Source organism: Azospirillum canadense, assembly GCF_025961225.1.
GTDB classification, from domain to species: domain Bacteria; phylum Pseudomonadota; class Alphaproteobacteria; order Azospirillales; family Azospirillaceae; genus Azospirillum; species Azospirillum canadense.
The window spans coordinates 383,351-401,289 of the sequence record NZ_JAOQNG010000001.1; the positions used below are offsets into that span (position 1 = coordinate 383,351).

Consider the following 17,939-nt stretch of genomic DNA (forward strand, 5'->3'; position numbering starts at 1 on the left):
GCCATGATCGAAACGCGCCCCAAAATCCTCGTCGTCGACGACATCCCGTCCAACGTTCACGTGCTGAGCCGCATCCTGAAGGGCGAATACGACATCTATTTCGCCACCGATGGGGCAAAGGCCCTGGACCTCGTGCAGACCCGCCTGCCGGATCTGGTGCTGTTGGACATCATGATGCCGGGGATGGACGGCTACGAGGTGTGTGCGCGCATCAAGGCGGACCCGACCACCCGCGACATTCCGGTCATCTTCATCTCCGCCAAGAGCGAGGTGGAGGATGAGACCCAGGGTCTGGAAGCCGGCGCCATCGACTTCATCACCAAGCCGATCAGCCCGCCCATTGTGAAGGCCCGCGTGCGCAACCACCTGCTGCTGAAGCGGCAGGCCGACCTGCTGCGTGCCCTGTCCTTCATCGACGGGCTGACCGGCATCGCCAACCGCCGCCGCTTCGACGAAGCGCTGCTGCGCGAATGGCGGCGCTGCGCCCGCTCGCACCTGCCGCTGTCCCTGATCATGCTCGATGTCGATCACTTCAAGGCCTACAACGACCATTACGGCCACCAAGCTGGCGACGAATGCCTGCGCGCGGTGGCCGGCCTGCTGGACGAGCAGGTGAAGCGGCCGGGCGACCTCGTCGCCCGCTACGGCGGGGAGGAGTTCGTCTGCCTGCTGCCGGAAACCGACGCGGACGGCGCGGCCTCCGTCGCGGAACGGCTGCGCGAGACGGTGGCCGGCCAGCGCCTGCCGCACGCCCTCTCGCCCGTGGCCGACCACGTCACCATCAGCCTGGGAGTCGCCAGCGCGCTGCCCCAGACGGACTCGTCGCCGGACAGCCTGGCCCAGCTCGCCGACCGGCTGCTCTACGAGGCCAAGCGGTCGGGCCGCAACCGTGTGCGCAGCGGCGGCGTCGACGTGCCGGCGTAAGGGCAAGGGGTGCCGATCATGACGAGTGAACGCGGTTCCTTCCCGCCGCCGGTCGACGTCCGCGGGCGTGGCTTCCCGTCGCGGGCCGCCCTGGGCGACGTGCAGCGCTGGATCGACGCGCGGGCGGCTCTCCCGGTCCCCGAGTCGGTCCCCGTCGCCCAGGCGGCCGGGCGCGTCCTGACCGCCGCCCTGGCAGCGCCCGGCGACTGGCCCCCCGCCGACCGGGCCGTGCGCGACGGCGTGGCCGTGGCCTCGGCCGACACGCTGGGCGCCGGCTCCTACAACCCCGTTCCGCTTCTGAACGCGGTGCCCGTTTCGGCCGGCGCCCCCTTGCCGCCCGGCACCGACGCCGTGCTGCCGGTCGAGGCCGTGCAGATGGACGCCGGCTTCACGGAGGCGCTGGGCTCCGTCGCCCCCGGCGAGGGGGTGGAGCGGCGAGGCGACAGCCTGCGCGCCAGCGCCGTCCTGTGGGAGGCCGGGCGGGTCCTGCGCCCGCAGGACCTCGGCCTGCTCGCCGCCTTGGGGGTGGACACGGTCGCCGTGGCGGCGCAGCCGCGGGTTCGCATCCTGCTCGTCGGCGGGCCGCGCTCGGGTCCGGAGGTGCTGGGTGCGATGCTCGCTGCGCTGGTCGCGCGCGACGGCGGCGTTGCTGAACTGGTGGGGCCGCTGCCGGCCGAATCTCTTCTGACAGACCGGGGCGCGCTGGCCGCCGCCTGCGCCGCCCCCGGTGCCGACCTTCTCCTTCTGGCTGGGCGCAGCGGCGTGGGGGACGATGACCTGGCGCCCCTGGCGCTGGCCGACGCAGGAACGTTGGTCGCCCATGGCGTGGCCATGCGGCCCGGCGATTCGGCGGGCGTCGGGCTCGCCATGGGTGTGCCGGCGCTGCTGCTGCCGGGCGAGCCGATGGCCTGCCTGGCCGCCTACGAACTGCTGGCCGGCCGCGCCGTGCGCCGTTCGGCTGGTCGCGATCCGGGGCTTCCCCACCGCAGGGTCGAGGCCCGGACCGCCCGCAAGCTGGTGTCGGAGATCGGCTGCGCCGACCTCTACCGCGTCCGCTTCACCGCCGACGGCGCGGTGGAGCCGGTGGCCTCCCCGGCGCTGCCCGGCCTTGCCGGGGCGGTGCGCGCCGACGGCTTCGTGCTGATCCCCGCGGAGAGCGAGGGCTTTCCCGCCGGGTCGTCCGTGACCGTGCAGTGTTTTGACGGTACAACGACGTCATCGACGAGGAATTCTTAGGGAGCAGGCGCGTGTCCAACGACGACATTCGGCGGGGGGACATCCGGCGATTCGTCGCCCAGGCGGCCCGGCAGGAGCAGTTTCTGGAGGTCGTCGGCCGCGACGAGGCGGAGGCGCGCTTCCGCCGCCACCTCGACCTGACGCCGATGGCGGCAGAGGTGGTGCCGCTCCACGCCGCGCTCGGCCGCGTGCTGGCGGAGGATGTCGTGGCCGCGGTGGACGTGCCGGGCTTCGACCGCTCCTCCGTCGACGGCTTCGCCGTGCGCGCCGCCGACACACAGGGGGCGGGAGAGGACACGCCGGTCGTGCTGCGCCTGAACGAGGAGGTGCTGTCCGCCGGCCGCGTGCCGGTGCTGACCGTGGAGCCCGGCACCGCCACGGTGATCGCGACCGGCGGCATGCTCCCCCGCGGCGCCGACGCCGTGGTGATGGTGGAACACACCGATCCCCGCGACGAGGGCGCCCAGGAAAATATCGGGGCCCTGCTGGTGGAGGTGCGCAAGGCGGTGGTGCCCGGCGGCTTCGTCGCCGCTGCCGGCTCCGACATCGGGCGCGGCGAGACGGTGTACCACCGCGGCCAACCGCTGACCTCCCGCGAGATCGGCGTGCTGGCGGCCATCGGCCGGGCGGAGGTGCCGGTGGTGCGCCGTCCGCGCGTGGCGATCCTGTCCACCGGCGACGAAATCGTCGCCCCGGGCGAGCCGATCCGGCCCGGCGCCGTCTATGATTCCAACGGCGCCATCCTGGCCGCCGCGGTGGAGGAACTGGGCTGCGAACCGGTCCGGCTGGGCATCGCGCGGGACGAGGAGGAGACGCTGTCCCGCCTGTTCGAACAGGGCTTGGACTGCGACGCGCTCCTTCTGTCCGGCGGCACGTCCAAAGGGGCGGGCGACCTGTCCTACCGCATCGTCAGCCGGCTGACCGACCCCGGCGTCGTCGCGCACGGCGTGGCGCTGAAGCCCGGCAAGCCTCTGTGTCTGGCCGTAACGAAGGGAAAGCCGGTGGTCATCCTGCCGGGTTTCCCGACCTCGGCCATGTTCACCTTCCACGAGTTCGTGGCGCCGGTGCTCCGCGCCCTGGCCGGCCTGCCGCCCGCCGCGAAGGAGGCCGTGGCCGCAACGGTGCCCATGCGGCTGGGATCGGAACGGGGCCGAACCGAATATGTGATGGTGTCTCTGGTGCGCGGCGCGCAGGGGCTGGCCGCCTACCCGCTGTCCAAGGGGTCCGGCGCCGTGACCGCCTTCAGCGCCGCCGACGGCTTCATCGCCATCGACCCGCAGGCCGAAGCGCTGGAGGCCGGCACGCCCGTGTCGGTGCAGCGCATCGGCCGTGACACCAGCCCCGCCGACCTGATCGTGATCGGCAGCCACTGCGTCGGGCTGGACGTCCTCCTCGGCCGGCTGATCGGGGAAGGGCTGGCGGTCAAGGCGCTGAACGTCGGCTCCATGGGCGGCCTCGCCGCCGCCCGGCGCGGGGAGTGCGACGTCGCCGCCATCCACCTGATGGATCCGAAGACCGGCGACTACAACCGGCCGTTCCTGACCCCGGCGCTCGACCTCGTGTCCGGATACCGCCGCCTCCAGGGCATCGTCTTCCGCAAGGGCGACGGTCGTTTCGAAGGCAAAACGGCGGAAGCGGCAGGCCTCGCCGCGGCGCGCGACCCGGACTGCATCCTGGTCAACCGCAACGCCGGCAGCGGCACGCGCATCCTGACCGACCGCCTGCTGGGCGACGTCCGGCCGACCGGCTACTGGTCGCAGGCGAAGTCGCACAACGCCGTCGCCGTGGCCGTCGCCCAGGGCCGCGCCGATTGGGGCGTGGCGATCGAGAGTGTGGCGACGCTCTACGGCCTGGGCTTCCTGCCGCTGCAGGAGGAACACTACGACTTCGTCATCCCCAAGGACCGCCACGACCGCCCGGCGGTGCAGCGCTTCCTCGCCGCGCTGGAGGACGAGGGGGTGCGGGAAAGGCTGCGCGGGTTGGGGTTCATGGTGGGGTGATTGTGTGTGTGGCGTGGTTGCGCTGGGCCCCCCTCCCAACCTCCCCCCGTCGAAGATGGGGGGAGGGTTAAGGTGGGGGCCCAACGCGACCACCCCCACCCCCACCCCCATCATCATTTTTCCGGCAACGGAATGAACTCCGTCTCTCCCGGCACCGTGTCAAATTTGCCGGCCTTCCAGTCGGCCTTAGCCTGTTCGATGCGGTCTTGGGAGCTGGAGACGAAGTTCCACCAGATATGGCGCGGGCCATCCATCACAGCACCACCCAGCAGAATCAGCCGGGCGTCGGTCTCCGCCTCCACGGTCGCGGGCTCGCCGGGGCGCAGCACCAGCAGGCGGCCGGCCTCGAACCGGTCGCCGAAGATCGTTACGGTCCCGTCCGCGATGTACAGCGCACGTTCCTCCGTCACGCAATCGACGGGCAGGCGGGCGCCAGCGTCCATCACGACGTCGACGTACAGCGTGTCCCAGAGCAGCGGCGTCGGCGCGCGTACGCCGTACGCCTCGCCGGCGACGACGCGCAGGCGCTTGCCTTCGCCCTCGACCACCGGCAGCTCGTCGGCGCCGAGATGGACGAAGCCGGGGTCCGTCTCCTCGTGGGTGTGTGGCAAGGCGACCCAGGACTGGATGCCGGACAGCAGGCGGTCGCGCCCGCGCTCGCCGGCGGCGGAACGCTCGGAATGGGCGATGCCGCGCCCGGCGGTCATCCAGTTCACCTCGCCCGGCCGGATCGGCAGGACGGTGCCCAGGCTGTCGCGGTGCAGGATCTCGCCGTCGAACAGGTAGGTGACGGTGGCCAGCCCGATGTGCGGGTGCGGGCGTACGTCGATCCCGTGGCCGGCCTTCAGCACGGCCGGCCCCATCTGGTCGAGGAAGACGAAGGGTCCGACCATCCGCTTGCGGACAGAGGGCAGGGCGCGCCGCACCTCAAAGCCGCCGATGTCGCTGGTCCGCGGAACGACCACAGTCTCCAGCCAGCCCTCCGGCGTTGCCGGTCCACTCATGTCAGCCTCCCCTTTGCCTTGTCTGTTCGATCCCCGCGTTCAGGAAAGTGGGGGCGAAGGACGGCGAAGGGGAGGGGTGGGGAAAGGCTCAGTGCTGAGTCGTGGAACTGCCGCACCCACCGCCGCCCCCGCAGCCGCAGCCGCCGGCCGGGGCGGTGACGTGGATGGCGCCGCGCGCCGTGGCGAGCAGCAGGTCGACGGGCAGCCCGGTGGCCTTGGCGAGGTCGCCCAGGCTGGCGCTGTCCGGCACGCCGACGCCGGGGTTGAAGACGGGGTGGATCTGCGCCAACCGGCCCATCGCCAGCGGGTCCCAGGCGTTCAGCGTGGCGAGCGTGGTGTCGGCGGAAAGGTCGTCCATCGGGGCGTCCGTCCTGCAAAAAGTTGGGGTTCGGTCATCTGAAACGACGAAGGGCCCGCGCTGTGCAGCGCAGGCCCTTCGAACTTGGTGGAGCCAAGGAGGATCGAACTCCTGACCTCTACAATGCCATTGTAGCGCTCTCCCAGCTGAGCTATGGCCCCGAAACTCTGGGACGCTTGCCCTCATCTGACCGATGCGGCCGGCGTTTTTTCCGTCAGCCGGCCTTGCGGCCGGCGTTGGTGGAGCGGGATATTGGTCAGGACAGGGGTGCGATGCAAGCGAAAAATTCGACCCCGTCCCAACTTTTTCCGCTCCTCCGGAAGCGCGCCCAAAGGCGTTGGTCTTAGCGCTCTTCCTCGTCCTCTCCCTCGACGTCGACGACCTCGTCCATGTCGTCTTCGCCCAGTTCCGAGGTGTCCTCGATCAGGACGTCGTCCTCGTCCTCGGCGGCCTCGTCGCCTTCCTCGATGTCCTCGACGGAGACGTCGTCCTCGACTTCATCGAGATCGGCGGCCTCCTCGTCCTCGGTCTCCGTCTCGACCTCGTCGTCCCCGGTGACCACCGGGGCCTTCTTGACGTCGTCGACCGGCGCCGGGCGCGCCTTGCGGGACTTCAGCAACGCCTCGGGATCGAACTGCGCCCCGCAGCTCGGGCACACCGGCGGGTCCTTGCGCAGATCGTAATAGCGCGCGCCACAGCTCGGGCAGATGCGCTTGACGCCCCATTCGGGTTTGGCCACGCCTCGTCCTCCGTCACGTTCCTAGAGAATGTCCACTACGGGAATATCAAGCCGCGCCCTTTGCCACGCCCGCGGGCGCTTGTCAAAAAAAAGTTCGAGGTGCCCGCCCAGGTCTGTTGGCTCGTCTGTTGGCGCGCCCGCCGCCGAACCGTGTTTTCGGGGTGCGCCCCCTCGCATCGCCGTCACCTCTGTGATAGGTACTCCGGCCGAATCCATTCCGGCCGAATCCAATTGGTTCGTCCATTCCGTTTCGGGGAGCCCTCCCATGATGCAGGCGAAGCCGCTGCGCTCGTCCTCCACCGGCGCGCTGGCCGGCACCGTCCGGGTGCCGGGCGACAAGTCGATCTCGCACCGGTCGCTGATGCTGGGGGCCGTCGCGGTGGGCGAAACCGTCATCCACGGCCTGCTGGAGGGCGAGGACGTGCTGCACACCGCAGCATCCATGCGCCTGCTGGGCGCGCAGGCGGAGCGCGGGGCGGACGGCGTTTGGCGCGTGCGCGGCGTTGGCCTGGGCGGGCTGGCGGAGCCGGCGCAGGTGCTGGACATGGGCAACAGCGGCACGGCCGCGCGCCTGCTGATCGGCCTGGTTGCCTCGCACCCCATCACCTGCGTCTTCACCGGCGACGCCTCGCTGAACAAACGCCCCATGGCCCGCGTCACCAACCCGCTGGAGCAGATGGGCGCGCGCTTCGTCGGCCGGTCCGGCGGGCGGCTGCCGCTGACCGTCGTGGGCTCCGACCAGACCGTTCCGATCACGTATCGACTGCCGGTGGCGTCTGCCCAGGTGAAGTCGGCGATCATCCTCTGCGGCCTGAACACCGCCGGCACCACCACGGTGATCGAGGCGGAGCCGACCCGCGACCATACGGAGCTGATGCTGCGTCATTTCGGCGCGACCGTGACGACCGAGGTGATGGAGGACGGCGCGCTCGCCGTGTCCGTCGTCGGCCAGCCGGAGCTGACGGGGCGCGAGATCTTCGTTCCCGCCGACCCCAGCTCCGCCGCCTTCCCCGTTGTGGCTGCGCTGCTGCGCCCGGGCTCGGAGGTCTTCCTGCCGGGTGTGGGCATGAACCCGCGCCGCACCGGCCTTTATGACACGCTGGTCGAGATGGGCGCCGACATTGGCTTCGAAAACCGCCGCGACCAGGCGGGCGAGCCGGTTGCCGATCTGCGCGTCCGCCACAGTTCGTTGAAGGGCATCGTGGTCCCGGCCGATCGCGCGCCCAGCATGATCGACGAATACCCGGTCCTGGCCGCCGCCGCCGCCTGCGCCGAGGGCACCACGGTCATGCTCGGCCTGAAGGAGCTGCGCGTGAAGGAGAGTGACCGCCTGGCCATGGTCGCCGATGGCCTGACCAAGTGCGGCGTGAAGGTGGAGGTCGGGGCCGACGACAGCCTGACCGTCCACGGCACCGGCAAGCCGCCGCAGGGCGGCGCCACCGTCGCCACCGCCATGGACCACCGCATCGCGATGAGCTTCCTGGTGTTGGGAATGGCGTCGGCCGACCCAATTCAAGTGGACGACGGCGCCTTCATCGACACGAGCTTCCCGGATTTCGTCGGTTTGATGAACGGGTTGGGCGCGAACATTAAGGGGATCTGATCGTGATGGGTCTGGTGATCGCCATCGACGGCCCGGCCGCCTCCGGCAAGGGCACGCTGGCCAAACGCGTGGCCAAGGCCTTCGGTTTCGCGCATCTGGACACCGGCGCGCTCTACCGTGCGGTCGGGGTCAGCGTGCTGCGGGCCGGCGGCGACCCGGCGGATGCCGCCGCCGCCGCGCGCGCCGCGCGCGACCTGCATCCGGAGGACGGCATCCTGGCCGATCCGGCGCTCCGCACCGACGAGGCCGCGCAGGCCGCGTCCAAGGTCGCGGCGGTGCCGGAGGTGCGCGCGGCCCTGCTGGACTTCCAGCGCCGCTTCGCCGAACGGCCGCCGGGCGGCGCGCCGGGATCCGTGCTCGACGGGCGGGATATTGGGACCGTCGTATGCCCCAGCGCCGACGCCAAGCTGTTCGTTACCGCTTCGGTGGAGGTCCGGGCCGAGCGGCGACTCAAAGAGTTGCGGGCACGTGGGATTCCGGCTATACCCTCCGACGTCCTGGAGGACATGAAGGCTCGTGACGCGCGCGACAGCCAGAGGACGGTAGCACCGCTCCGGCCGGCTGCCGACGCTTTTGTGCTTGATACCTCCGCGCTCAGCGCCGATCAGGCGTTCGCTGCGGCGATCGACCACATCGGATCCAAGACCGGTCTCTGCCCCAGGGCGTGAGCGGCACGGTCCGGGCTCTCGGTCCTCCACGGAAAACATGTCAACCAAGTCGCCGGGCGTGGTGCCCGGCGCGGCGGTCCCATCAGGGTCCACCCCGTTTTGCCGCGGGGCCGGGCCGGGGCGGGAACGCTTTCGGCCAACCTTAGGAGTTTCAATGGCACAAGCTATGGCCCGGACCGGCGAGAAGGAAAGCTTCGCGGCGCTTCTCGAGGAGTCGCTCGGCACGGCGGAGTCCCTCGAGGGCTCGGTCGTCAAGGGGCGCGTCGTCTCCGTCGAGAACGACATGGTCACCATCGACGTCGGCCTGAAGTCGGAAGGCCGCGTCGCGCTGAAGGAATTCGCCGTTGCCGGCCAGCCGCCCGAGCTGAAGGCGGGCGACACCGTCGAGGTGTACCTGGAGCGTATGGAAGACAAGAACGGCGAAGCCGTTCTGTCGCGTGAGAAGGCCAAACGCGAAGAGGCCTGGGCGCTGCTGGAGAAGTCCTTCCAGGACCAGACCCGCGTCACCGGCGTCATCTTCGGCCGCGTCAAGGGCGGCTTCACCGTCGACCTGTCGGGCGCCGTGGCGTTCCTGCCGGGTTCGCAGGTGGACATCCGTCCGGTCCGCGACATCTCCCCGCTGCTGGGCACCCCGCAGCCGTTCCAGATCCTGAAGATGGACCGCTCGCGCGGCAACATCGTCGTGTCGCGCCGCGCTGTGCTCGAAGAGAGCCGTGCGGAGGCCCGTTCGGAGCTGGTGGCCAACCTCAAGGAAGGCCAGGTTCTGCAGGGTGTGGTCAAGAACATCACCGACTACGGCGCGTTCGTGGATCTGGGTGGCGTCGACGGCCTGCTGCACGTCACCGACATCGCGTGGCGCCGCATCAACCACCCGTCCGAGGCCCTGCAGATCGGCCAGACCGTCACGGTCCAGGTCATCCGCTTCAACCCGGAGACCCAGCGCATCAGCCTCGGCATGAAGCAGCTTGAGGCCGATCCGTGGGAGGGCGTGGAAGCCAAGTACCCGGTGGGCGCCAAGTTCAAGGGTCGCGTCACCAACATCACCGACTACGGCGCCTTCGTGGAGCTGGAGCCGGGGATCGAGGGCCTGGTGCACGTCTCGGAGATGTCCTGGACGAAGAAGAACGTCCACCCGGGCAAGATCGTGTCGACTTCGCAGGAAGTCGAGGTCATGGTCCTGGATGTCGATCCGCAGAAGCGCCGCATCAGCCTGGGCCTGAAGCAGTGCCTGGACAACCCGTGGGAGACCTTCCTCGACAAGTTCGGCCCGGGCACGGAGCTGGAAGGCGAGGTCAAGAACATCACCGAGTTCGGTCTGTTCGTCGGTCTGCCGGGCGACATCGACGGCATGGTCCACATGTCCGACCTCGACTGGAACAAGTCGGGTGAGGAGGCCATCGCCGAGTACAAGAAGGGCGACCGCGTCAAGGTCAAGGTCCTGGACGTCGACGTCGAGAAGGAGCGCATCTCCCTCGGCATCAAGCAGCTCGCGAACGATCCGTTCGAGGCTGCCACGGCCGGCCTGAAGAAGAACGACGTCGTCACCTGCACCGTCACCCAGGTCACCGATGGTGGCATCGAGGTTGCGGTGGGCGAGGGCTACACCGGCTTCATCCGCAAGTCGGACCTGTCCCGCGACCGTTCGGAGCAGCGCCCCGACCGCTTCGCCGTTGGCGAGAAGGTCGACGCGAAGGTCACCCAGATCGACCGCGGCTCCCGCCGCATCTCGCTGTCCATCAAGGCCCGCGAGATGGAAGAGGAGAAGCAGGCGATGGCCGAGTACGGCTCGTCCGACTCGGGCGCCTCGCTGGGCGACATCCTGGGTGCCGCTCTGAAGCGCAAGCAGCAGACCGGCGAGGAGTAAGGCGAAAGCCTCTCCAACCCCAGTGGGTTACGAAAAGGCCGCCGCGGGCAACCGCGGCGGCTTTTTTGCGCTTGGTGCGGATCAGGCGTCGTCTTTGACCAAATCCCGGTACGCGTGCCAGCTCGCGTGGCCGATCAGGGGCAGGGCGACGATCAACCCCAGGAAGGCGGTCAGCAGGCCGATTCCGGTCACCGCCACGATCAGGCCGGCCCACAGCGCCATGACACGCGGGTTGCGCAGCACCGCCATGGCCGACGCGAAGGCGGCGGCGAAAACGTCCACCGGCCGGTCGAGCATCATGGGCAGCGCAGTCACATTGGTGATGAAGGCAAAGGCGGCGAAGGCGAAGCCCAGCGCGGTGACGAAGGCGGTGAAGACCAGCCCGTCCACGCTGAACATCTGCGCCACGAAATGGTCCAGCGCGATGGCCTCGTGCGGGAAGAACAGCGCGAAGGCCACCACGTTGGCCCGCGCCCAGATCATCACATACAGCATCAGGATCAAACCGGCCGTCAGGATGTGGTAGGGGTTCGCCCGCCACGCCGTCAGGGCGCGCCACAGGCCGGGCCGGCGGCCGTCCTCCACGTCCTTGGAAATCTGGTAGAGGCCGAGCGCCAGCAGCGGCGCAATCAGCAGAAAACCGCCGATCATCGGCGCGATCAGATAGGGCATCCCGGCCATCACCAATCCGCCGGTCAGCGCGAAGCCGGTCGCCACGAACAAGGCGCCGTAGGCGAGGCTGACCCAGCCGGCGATCCGCAGGTCGGCCCAGCCGGCCTTCAGCCAGCCCAGCGCCTGGGCCGGCGTGACGGTCCGAACCCGGTCCGCGTAAGGCAATCCGGCGAGTGGGTCCGCAATGGTAGTGGTGGGGGTGGTGGCAAGGGGAGAAGGCTGAACGGGCGAGGGGCGATGCGCGTGATCCATATCCGAACCTCCAGGCCTCGAAACCCGGACACGGGCCACGGCGGGCCACGTTTCCCTGATCCATGGACATAGGGATCGAAGAAGAGATCCGTAAGGCGGATTATCATCAAGTCGGCCCTAAATTGCACACGTGTGCACCAGCCCGAGCCTTGCCGGGAAAACGGTTCCGGCAGAAAGGCTTAGCTTGACGGTCCAGGGACCCGATGGCACGCTTGGCGCTGGCTCAAGGGGGCGCGGTTCAACGCGTCCGAACCGGGGGAAACGGACCGCCATGACCAAATCAGAGCTGATCCAACGGCTCGCGGAACGCAATCCGCACCTCTACCAGCGCGACATCGAAAAAATCGTCGGCACCATCTTCGACGAGATCTCCGAGGCTCTGGCCCGCGGCGACCGTGTGGAACTGCGTGGCTTCGGGGCCTTTTCCGTCAAGCGCCGCGACGCGCGCACGGGCCGGAACCCACGCACCGGCGAGGCGGTGGAGGTCGGCGAGAAGGCGATTCCCTTCTTCAAGACTGGCAAGCAGCTGCGCGAACGCCTAAACACCGACGAGTGACACCCGGGACGCGCGACTCCGCTCAATCCCGGCACCGTCCCCCGACTTCCGACACGAGGATCGAACCCGTGCGCTTCATCGCCCTGATCATCACCGTTCCCATCGCGATCGCCGCGGTGCTGTTCGCCATCTCCAACCGTGGCGTCGTGACGCTGTCCCTGTGGCCGCTGCCCTTCACGCTGGACGCGCCGGTCTACCTCGCCACGCTGGTGGCCCTGGCCGTCGGCTTCCTGGCCGGCGGCATCGTCGCCTGGAACGCCCAGCGCCGGCACCGCCGCCGCGCCCGCCGCTCCACCGACCGCGTCTTTTACCTGGAGCGCGAGCTGAAGGAAACCCAGGCCCGCGCCGCCGCGGCGGAGAAGCGCTTGGCCGAACAGACCCGCCCGGTCTCCGGCGCCAGCCTGCCCGCCATCGCCGGCCAGCCGGCGGCGACCGCGCCCACGGTGCACTGACCGTTCCGAAGTCCCCCTCTCCCCGGCGGGGGAGGGGACGGCTCTAACCCTTGCGGGGGCAGATCCGATGCGCAGCGTCACCGGTGCCGAACTGAAGTCCGTGCTTCACTTCCGCATGCTGATCGAGCGCATGCGGCAGACCTTCCGGGCTGGTGTCGAGGCCCCGCCGCGGCATCAGCACAAGGTCGAGACCTACGGCCAGAGTGACGCGACGCTCCTGCTGACTCCCGCTTGGCAGGTCAACCACGCGATCGGCGTCAAGATCGTCACCGTCTTCCCCGACAACCGCGCCAAGGACCTGCCGGCGGTGCAGGGCGCCTATCTGCTGATGGACGGCAAGACCGGCATCCCGCAGGCGATCCTGGACGCAAACGCGCTGACCCGGCGCCGCACCGCAGCGGCCTCGGCGCTCGCCGCCTCTTACCTTGCGCAGCCCGATTCGTCGCGGCTACTGGTGGTCGGCACCGGCGCCCTGGCGCCGGAGCTGATCGAGGCCCACACCACCATGCTGCCGATCAAGCATGTGCTGGTCTGGGGCCGCAGCCTCGACAAGGCGAAGAAGGTCGCCAGCCGCTTCCACCGCCCGAAGTTCCGCATCGAGGCCACCGACGACCTGGAGGGGGCCGTGCGCGGCGCACACCTCATCTCCTGCGCCACCCCGGCGACGGAACCGCTGATCCGGGGCGACTGGCTGCAGCCCGGCGCACACCTCGACCTTGTCGGCGGCGTCACGCCGGAGATGCGGGAGGCCGACGACGACACCATCCGCCGCTCCCGCGTCTTCGTGGACACGCGGGACGGGGCCTGCACGGAGGCGGGCGACATCGTCCAGCCGCTGAAGGCCGGCATTTTGACCGAGGACGACATCGCCGGCGACCTCTACGACCTGACGCGCGGCCAGCGCGCCGGGCGCCGCTTCTACGACCAGATCACGCTGTTCAAATCGGTCGGCACCGCTCTGGAAGATCTTTGCGCCGCCCAGCTGGCGGTGGAAATGGTCGTCCACAACGACACGATTCGATAGCGATACCATCCGCCAGGGTCTTCTTCTCATGTCTCTTCGCATCACCGTCGTCGGCGCCGGCATCATGGGGCTGTGCACCGCCTGGGCGCTGGCCCGCCGTGGCCACACCGTCTCGGTCTTCGACCAGGGCCATGTGCCGAACCCCTTCGGCAGCTCCGTGGACCAGCACCGGCTGTTCCGCCACGCCTACGGCAACCAGGCCGGCTACGCCCGCATGGCCGACACCGCCCTCCAGGCCTGGGAGCGGCTGTGGACCGACCTCGGCGAGCGGCTTCTGGTGCCCAGCGGCACGCTCTGCACCGCCTCGGCGGAGGGCGGGCGGCGCTGGCTGGCGGACAGCGCGGCGGTGCTGGAGTCGCTCGGCCACCCGTTCCGCCGCCTGACCCCGGCGGAGATCGCCGCCGAGTTCCCGCTGGTCGACGCCTCGGCGGTGGCGGAGGGGCTCCACATGACATCGGGCGGCGTGCTTCTGGCCGGCCGCATCGTGGAGTTGCTGAGCCACCACTTGAACGCGCTGGGCGTCACCGTCCACGCCCGCAACCCGGTGACGGCCATCGACGCGGAGCGCGCGACGGTGACCCTGGCCGACCGCCGGGAGATCGGGGCCGACGTCCTGGTGGTCGCGGCCGGGGCCTGGGTGACCAAGCTGCTGCCGGAGACGGCGCGGCGCCTCGTCCCGTCGCGGCAGGTCGTCGCCTATCTGACGCCGCCGGAGGGCCTGCGCGGCGTCTGGGCCAACGCGCCCATGCTGATCGACGCCGATTCGGAAAGCGGGGTCTACGTCGTCCCGCCAGTCGCCGGCACCACCATGAAGGCGGGCGACCACCGCTTTTCGCGCAGCGGCGACCCGGACGCCGACCGCGATCCCGACCCGGAGGAGGCGCGCGACGTGCTCGACCGCGCCCGCCGGGTGCTGGCGGACGGGCACCGCTACAGCCTCGCCAACGCGGCGACCTGCTTCTACACGGTCACCGCGGACGAACGCTTCGTCGTCGAACCCCTATCACAGCGCAGTTGGCTGATGAGCCCCTGCTCCGGCCATGGCTTCAAGTTCGCGGCGGCGCTGGGTGAGGCGCTGGGCGCCGCCGTCGACGATCCCGAAGAGGGTGGAAAGACCCTCCCCCTTTGGGCAGGGGGCTATTGAACCGTCGCACGGAACGCTGTCGCCGCGCCCCTGTTGGGAGGATCGAAACGCCTTCATTTCAACAGGGAGTAAACCCCCCATGGCCGACGATCCTCGGAAAGTGGGCGTCTACGACACGGACGGCACCCGAACGACGACGGGCAGCACGGCCGGCCACATGAACTGGTGGATCATTGCGCTGGTGGTGCTGCTGATCCTCGTGGCGCTCTACTTCCTCTTCTGATCGCAAGGACGGCGGCCATGACAACGGAACGGCCACCTTCCGAGCACGAGCAGACGATTCCCCTCTACGACGAGGTCCTCTCCGTCGGAAAGCGCGCGGTCGAACGCGGCCGTATCCGCATCACAACGGAGGTCCACGAACGCGAGGAAACCGTCGAACAGGAACTGGACAGCGACTCGGTCGAGGTCGTCCGCGTGCCGGTCGGCCGTCCGGTCGACGCAGCCCCGGAGCCGCGCCATGAGGGCGACGTGCTGATCATCCCCGTGGTGGAGGAGGAGCTGGTGGTGACCAAGCGCCTCATCCTCCGGGAAGAGCTGCACATCCGCAAACAGACGACCCGGCGCACCGAGCGCATTACCGAAACGCTGCGCTCGGAAGAGGCCAGCGTCGAGCGCTTACCCGCGTCTCCAATCAAAAATCCCGAAACAGTCGAAACGCCTCCACAGGAGTAGGTACATGAACAGGAAGACCATCGTCGCGCTGTATGATGACCTGTCCAGCGCCGAACGCGTGCTTGGCGATCTCCAGGCCGCCAACCTGCGCCAGGATTTCACGATGATGGGCGCGGACAGCGCCACGCTCGGCGCCCGCAGCACCGCGATGGCGGGCGAGGACGGCCGGCTGGAAAGCTGGCGCCACGCCGCCGACTTCGGGCAGGACCCGAACTTCAACGCCCGCGACCAGCGCGTGTCGATGCTGACGCGCATGGGCGTGACCCGCGACGACGCGGAGGTGTTCGCCGAGGGCGTGCGCCGCGGCGGCGTGCTGCTGATCGGCCGTGTCGATGACACCCGTTGCGACGAAGCCCTGAACATCGTCGAGCAGCACGGGCCGGTGGACATCAGCCAGCGCGGCCAGACCTACCGCGAATCGGGCTGGACCGGCTACGACGCGACCACCCACGACTATGACGAGACCCAGGTGACCGAGGAGCGCACGCGCTACGGCACCGGCCTCGGCGCCGCGGCGGCCTCGCTGCGCGACGTCAACGCCGCCGGAACCACGACCGACCGGACCACGACCGACCGGACCATCGAAACCGACACGACCCGCAGCGACGCCGATCTGGGCGCGCGGCGTGCCGTCGGCACCGGCGAGGAGGAGCGCATCCCGGTTGTCGAGGAGCAGATCAACGTCGGCAAGCGCACCGTGGAGCGCGGCTCGGTCCGCGTGCGCAGCTACGTCATCGAGACCCCGGTCGAAGAGCAGGTCCGCCTGCGCGACGAGACCGTGACCGTGGAACGCCGCCCGGTCGACCGCGCCGTCGGCGAAGTCCCGCCGGAGGCCTTCCGCGAGCGCACCATCGAGGTGACGGAAACCGACGAGGAAGCGGTGGTCGAAAAGGCCGCGCGCGTCCGCGAGGAGGTTGTGATCCGCAAGGAGGCCGAGGAGCGCGCCCAGACCGTGTCCGACACGGTCCGCCGCACCGAGGTCGAAATCGACGACAACCGCACGGCGGGACGCACCGACCGTCCTGTGGACCGCGACCGCCTGGCAAGCGACCGCCCGATCGATCCCGACCTGGACCGTGATCTCGACCGCGACCCGGCCCGCAAGATCTAAGTCCCCCAATTCCCTCCCCCGCCCAGCGGGGGAGGGTCAGGGTGGGGGCAAGATCTTGCTTCGCACGAGAGTTTTTCATCACCAAGACACCAAGGCACCAAGAGTCCATCACCCCGGCAAGGCGAGGACTCTTGGTGCCTTGGTGTCTTGGTGGTGAATCTCCCCCCGACACGCATCTCCCATCCCCGGAAGTCTGGTTATCGCGCCCCGCCCTTGTTAGGCTGCGCCGCAACGACCATCTGCCAGGGTTTGGAGAGACGCGCACCATGACCACGCCGGCCTCGCGCATTTTCTGCGCCGTCGATACGACCGACCTCGACACCGCCCGCGACCTCGGCCGGCGCATCAGCGGAGTCGTCGGCGGCATCAAGCTGGGGCTGGAATTCTTCGTGGCGCACGGCCCCTCTGGCATCCGCGCGGTGATCGGCGAAGACGGCCCGCCGCTCTTCCTCGACCTGAAGCTCCACGACATTCCCAACACGGTGGCTGGCGGCATCCGCGCGGCGCTGCCGCTGAAGCCGGCCTTCATGACCATCCACAGCGCCGGCGGTCCCGCCATGATGCGCGCGGCGGCCGAGGCCGCGGCGAGCGCCGGGGCGGAGCGTCCGAAAATCCTCGCCGTCACCGTGCTGACCAGCCTCGACGCCGGCGACTTGGAATCGGTCGGCCAGCGCACCCCGGTGGCAGAGCAGGTGACCCGCCTCGCCAAGCTCGCCAAGGAGTCGGGCGTGGACGGCGTCGTCTGCTCCCCGGCGGAGGTCGCGCTGGTGCGCGCCGCCTGCGGGCCCGACTTCATCCTGATGGTGCCGGGCATCCGCCCGGCCTGGGCCGCTGCCAACGACCAGAAGCGCATCATGACCCCGGCCGAGGCTCTGGCCGCCGGGGCCGACCATCTGGTCATCGGCCGCCCCATCACCGGCGACACCGACCCGGCCGCTGCCGCCCGCCGCATTGTTGCGGAGATCGAGGAAGGAGCCCGGCCATGACCGTCAGCGTGAAGATTTGCGGCCTCAGCGAGCCCCAGTCGCTGCATGCCGCGGTGACGGGCGGAGCGCGCTACGTCGGCTTCGTCTTCTACCCCGCGAGCCCGCGCTACGTCTCCCCCGCCATGGCGGCGGAGCTGGCGCGGCTGGTGCCGACGGGCGTGCGCACGGTCGGGCTGTTCGTCGATCCCGACGACGATTTCCTGGAGCATGTGGTCAGCCAAGTCCCCTTCGACCTGATCCAGCTGCACGGCAAGGAAACGCCGCGCCGCATCGCCGAGGTGAAGGCGGCCTTCAGCATCCCCGTGATGAAGGCGATCAAGGTCGGCGGGCCGGAGGATCTGGCCCACGCGCTGGAGGTGGCGGAGGTCGCCGACCGCCTGCTGTTCGACGCCAAGCCGCCGGCCAAGGTGACGGCCCTGCCGGGCGGCAACGGCATCGCCTTCGACTGGTCCCTGCTGGCCGGGCGCCGCTGGCCGCGCCCCTGGATGCTGTCGGGCGGGCTGAAGGCCGACAACGTGGCGGATGCTGTGGCGACGACCGGGGCGGAGGCGCTCGACGTTTCCTCCGGCGTGGAGGACCGGCCGGGCCACAAGGATCCGGCGCTGGTCCGCGCCTTCCTCGACACGGTTGCCGGGCTGTAGGGGCCAGGTTGTAAGGGGCCCCCGCCGCTT

Annotated in this window: 19 protein-coding genes and 1 tRNA gene; 15 read left to right on the forward strand and 5 right to left on the reverse strand. The window is 69.7% G+C overall.

From position 1 onward, the window contains the following. Positions 1 to 3: 3 nt before the first annotated feature. Genes M2351_RS01800 through M2351_RS01810 form a run of 3 tightly spaced genes read left to right on the forward strand, consistent with a single transcriptional unit; the run spans position 4 to position 4,160 of the window. The gene (locus M2351_RS01800; protein WP_264654455.1) at positions 4 to 924 is read left to right on the forward strand and encodes a PleD family two-component system response regulator; all 921 of its coding nucleotides are present in this window, start codon (positions 4 to 6) and stop codon (positions 922 to 924) included. A gap of 18 nt (positions 925 to 942) precedes the next feature. After that, complete coding sequence (locus M2351_RS01805) at positions 943 to 2,160, forward strand: molybdopterin molybdotransferase MoeA (protein ID WP_264654456.1); 1,218 nt, start codon at positions 943 to 945, stop codon at positions 2,158 to 2,160. An 11-nt stretch (positions 2,161 to 2,171) separates the two neighbouring features. Further along, positions 2,172 to 4,160 carry a molybdopterin biosynthesis protein gene (locus M2351_RS01810; RefSeq protein ID WP_264654457.1) on the forward strand — a complete coding sequence of 663 codons (1,989 nt, stop codon included), beginning with the start codon at positions 2,172 to 2,174 and terminating at the stop codon, positions 4,158 to 4,160. A gap of 113 nt (positions 4,161 to 4,273) precedes the next feature. Here M2351_RS01810 and M2351_RS01815 read toward each other — a convergent pair whose 3' ends face one another. The 4 genes from M2351_RS01815 to M2351_RS01830 form a co-directional block, all read right to left on the reverse strand. After that, on the reverse strand, positions 4,274 to 5,164 hold the full coding sequence (locus M2351_RS01815) for a pirin family protein (RefSeq protein WP_264654458.1): 891 nt from the start codon (positions 5,162 to 5,164) through the stop codon (positions 4,274 to 4,276). Between the two features lie 88 nt (positions 5,165 to 5,252). Next, positions 5,253 to 5,522 (reverse strand): hypothetical protein, encoded by a 270-nt coding sequence (locus tag M2351_RS01820; RefSeq protein WP_264654459.1) that lies wholly within the window; start codon positions 5,520 to 5,522, stop codon positions 5,253 to 5,255. Positions 5,523 to 5,607: 85 nt separating this feature from the next. Continuing rightward, positions 5,608 to 5,683, reverse strand: a tRNA-Ala gene (locus M2351_RS01825). Between the two features lie 182 nt (positions 5,684 to 5,865). Then, the gene (locus M2351_RS01830; protein WP_264654460.1) at positions 5,866 to 6,261 is read right to left on the reverse strand and encodes a TIGR02300 family protein; all 396 of its coding nucleotides are present in this window, start codon (positions 6,259 to 6,261) and stop codon (positions 5,866 to 5,868) included. Between the two features lie 265 nt (positions 6,262 to 6,526). Between M2351_RS01830 and aroA the strand changes: the two genes are divergently transcribed. The 3 genes from aroA (at position 6,527) to rpsA (ending at position 10,396) form a co-directional block, all read left to right on the forward strand. Then, positions 6,527 to 7,864 carry a 3-phosphoshikimate 1-carboxyvinyltransferase gene (gene aroA / locus M2351_RS01835; protein WP_264654461.1) on the forward strand — a complete coding sequence of 446 codons (1,338 nt, stop codon included), beginning with the start codon at positions 6,527 to 6,529 and terminating at the stop codon, positions 7,862 to 7,864. Positions 7,865 to 7,875: 11 nt separating this feature from the next. Beyond that, a complete protein-coding gene (cmk, locus tag M2351_RS01840) occupies positions 7,876 to 8,532 on the forward strand; it encodes a (d)CMP kinase (RefSeq protein ID WP_264656821.1) in 657 nt (218 codons plus the stop codon). Positions 8,533 to 8,686: 154 nt separating this feature from the next. Further along, on the forward strand, positions 8,687 to 10,396 hold the full coding sequence (rpsA, locus tag M2351_RS01845; RefSeq protein ID WP_264654462.1) for a 30S ribosomal protein S1: 1,710 nt from the start codon (positions 8,687 to 8,689) through the stop codon (positions 10,394 to 10,396). An 81-nt stretch (positions 10,397 to 10,477) separates the two neighbouring features. Here rpsA and M2351_RS01850 read toward each other — a convergent pair whose 3' ends face one another. Then, on the reverse strand, positions 10,478 to 11,233 hold the full coding sequence (locus M2351_RS01850) for a DUF2189 domain-containing protein (protein WP_264654463.1): 756 nt from the start codon (positions 11,231 to 11,233) through the stop codon (positions 10,478 to 10,480). 358 nt (positions 11,234 to 11,591) lie between these two features. On the opposite strand from M2351_RS01850, the gene ihfB reads away from it, so the two are divergent. The 9 genes from ihfB (at position 11,592) to M2351_RS01895 (ending at position 17,909) form a co-directional block, all read left to right on the forward strand. After that, positions 11,592 to 11,876: an integration host factor subunit beta gene (gene ihfB / locus M2351_RS01855; protein WP_014239239.1), complete on the forward strand. Its 285-nt coding sequence runs from the start codon at positions 11,592 to 11,594 to the stop codon at positions 11,874 to 11,876. A gap of 68 nt (positions 11,877 to 11,944) precedes the next feature. After that, positions 11,945 to 12,328, forward strand: coding sequence for a LapA family protein (locus tag M2351_RS01860; RefSeq protein ID WP_264654464.1), 384 nt, complete (start codon positions 11,945 to 11,947; stop codon positions 12,326 to 12,328). Positions 12,329 to 12,395: 67 nt separating this feature from the next. Further along, positions 12,396 to 13,352 (forward strand): ornithine cyclodeaminase family protein, encoded by a 957-nt coding sequence (locus M2351_RS01865; protein ID WP_264654465.1) that lies wholly within the window; start codon positions 12,396 to 12,398, stop codon positions 13,350 to 13,352. A 28-nt stretch (positions 13,353 to 13,380) separates the two neighbouring features. Beyond that, on the forward strand, positions 13,381 to 14,496 hold the full coding sequence (locus M2351_RS01870) for an NAD(P)/FAD-dependent oxidoreductase (protein ID WP_264654466.1): 1,116 nt from the start codon (positions 13,381 to 13,383) through the stop codon (positions 14,494 to 14,496). A 79-nt stretch (positions 14,497 to 14,575) separates the two neighbouring features. After that, on the forward strand, positions 14,576 to 14,719 hold the full coding sequence (locus tag M2351_RS01875; RefSeq protein WP_209770149.1) for a hypothetical protein: 144 nt from the start codon (positions 14,576 to 14,578) through the stop codon (positions 14,717 to 14,719). Between the two features lie 17 nt (positions 14,720 to 14,736). Then, a complete protein-coding gene (locus M2351_RS01880; RefSeq protein ID WP_264654467.1) occupies positions 14,737 to 15,171 on the forward strand; it encodes a YsnF/AvaK domain-containing protein in 435 nt (144 codons plus the stop codon). 4 nt (positions 15,172 to 15,175) lie between these two features. Continuing rightward, complete coding sequence (locus M2351_RS01885; protein WP_264654468.1) at positions 15,176 to 16,282, forward strand: YsnF/AvaK domain-containing protein; 1,107 nt, start codon at positions 15,176 to 15,178, stop codon at positions 16,280 to 16,282. A 266-nt stretch (positions 16,283 to 16,548) separates the two neighbouring features. After that, entirely contained in the window at positions 16,549 to 17,268 is a 720-nt protein-coding gene (gene pyrF, locus M2351_RS01890; protein WP_264654469.1) for an orotidine-5'-phosphate decarboxylase, read from the forward strand. Then, positions 17,265 to 17,909, forward strand: coding sequence for a phosphoribosylanthranilate isomerase (locus M2351_RS01895; RefSeq protein WP_264654470.1), 645 nt, complete (start codon positions 17,265 to 17,267; stop codon positions 17,907 to 17,909). Before pyrF ends, M2351_RS01895 begins: the two co-directional genes overlap by 4 nt. The last annotated feature ends 30 nt before the right edge of the window (positions 17,910 to 17,939 follow it).

What these genes read in the sequence shown, in the direction of transcription:
- M2351_RS01800 (WP_264654455.1), top strand. Translation starts at nt 4, where the DNA reads ATGATCGAAACGCGCCCCAAAATCCTCGTCGTCGACGACATCCCGTCC.
- M2351_RS01805 (WP_264654456.1), top strand. Translation starts at nt 943, where the DNA reads ATGACGAGTGAACGCGGTTCCTTCCCGCCGCCGGTCGACGTCCGCGGG.
- M2351_RS01815 (WP_264654458.1), bottom strand. Translation starts at nt 5,164, where the DNA reads ATGAGTGGACCGGCAACGCCGGAGGGCTGGCTGGAGACTGTGGTCGTT.
- M2351_RS01820 (WP_264654459.1), bottom strand. Translation starts at nt 5,522, where the DNA reads ATGGACGACCTTTCCGCCGACACCACGCTCGCCACGCTGAACGCCTGG.
- aroA (WP_264654461.1), top strand. Translation starts at nt 6,527, where the DNA reads ATGATGCAGGCGAAGCCGCTGCGCTCGTCCTCCACCGGCGCGCTGGCC.
- rpsA (WP_264654462.1), top strand. Translation starts at nt 8,687, where the DNA reads ATGGCACAAGCTATGGCCCGGACCGGCGAGAAGGAAAGCTTCGCGGCG.
- ihfB (WP_014239239.1), top strand. Translation starts at nt 11,592, where the DNA reads ATGACCAAATCAGAGCTGATCCAACGGCTCGCGGAACGCAATCCGCAC.
- M2351_RS01865 (WP_264654465.1), top strand. Translation starts at nt 12,396, where the DNA reads ATGCGCAGCGTCACCGGTGCCGAACTGAAGTCCGTGCTTCACTTCCGC.
- M2351_RS01870 (WP_264654466.1), top strand. Translation starts at nt 13,381, where the DNA reads ATGTCTCTTCGCATCACCGTCGTCGGCGCCGGCATCATGGGGCTGTGC.
- M2351_RS01875 (WP_209770149.1), top strand. Translation starts at nt 14,576, where the DNA reads ATGGCCGACGATCCTCGGAAAGTGGGCGTCTACGACACGGACGGCACC.
- M2351_RS01880 (WP_264654467.1), top strand. Translation starts at nt 14,737, where the DNA reads ATGACAACGGAACGGCCACCTTCCGAGCACGAGCAGACGATTCCCCTC.
- M2351_RS01885 (WP_264654468.1), top strand. Translation starts at nt 15,176, where the DNA reads ATGAACAGGAAGACCATCGTCGCGCTGTATGATGACCTGTCCAGCGCC.
- pyrF (WP_264654469.1), top strand. Translation starts at nt 16,549, where the DNA reads ATGACCACGCCGGCCTCGCGCATTTTCTGCGCCGTCGATACGACCGAC.
- M2351_RS01895 (WP_264654470.1), top strand. Translation starts at nt 17,265, where the DNA reads ATGACCGTCAGCGTGAAGATTTGCGGCCTCAGCGAGCCCCAGTCGCTG.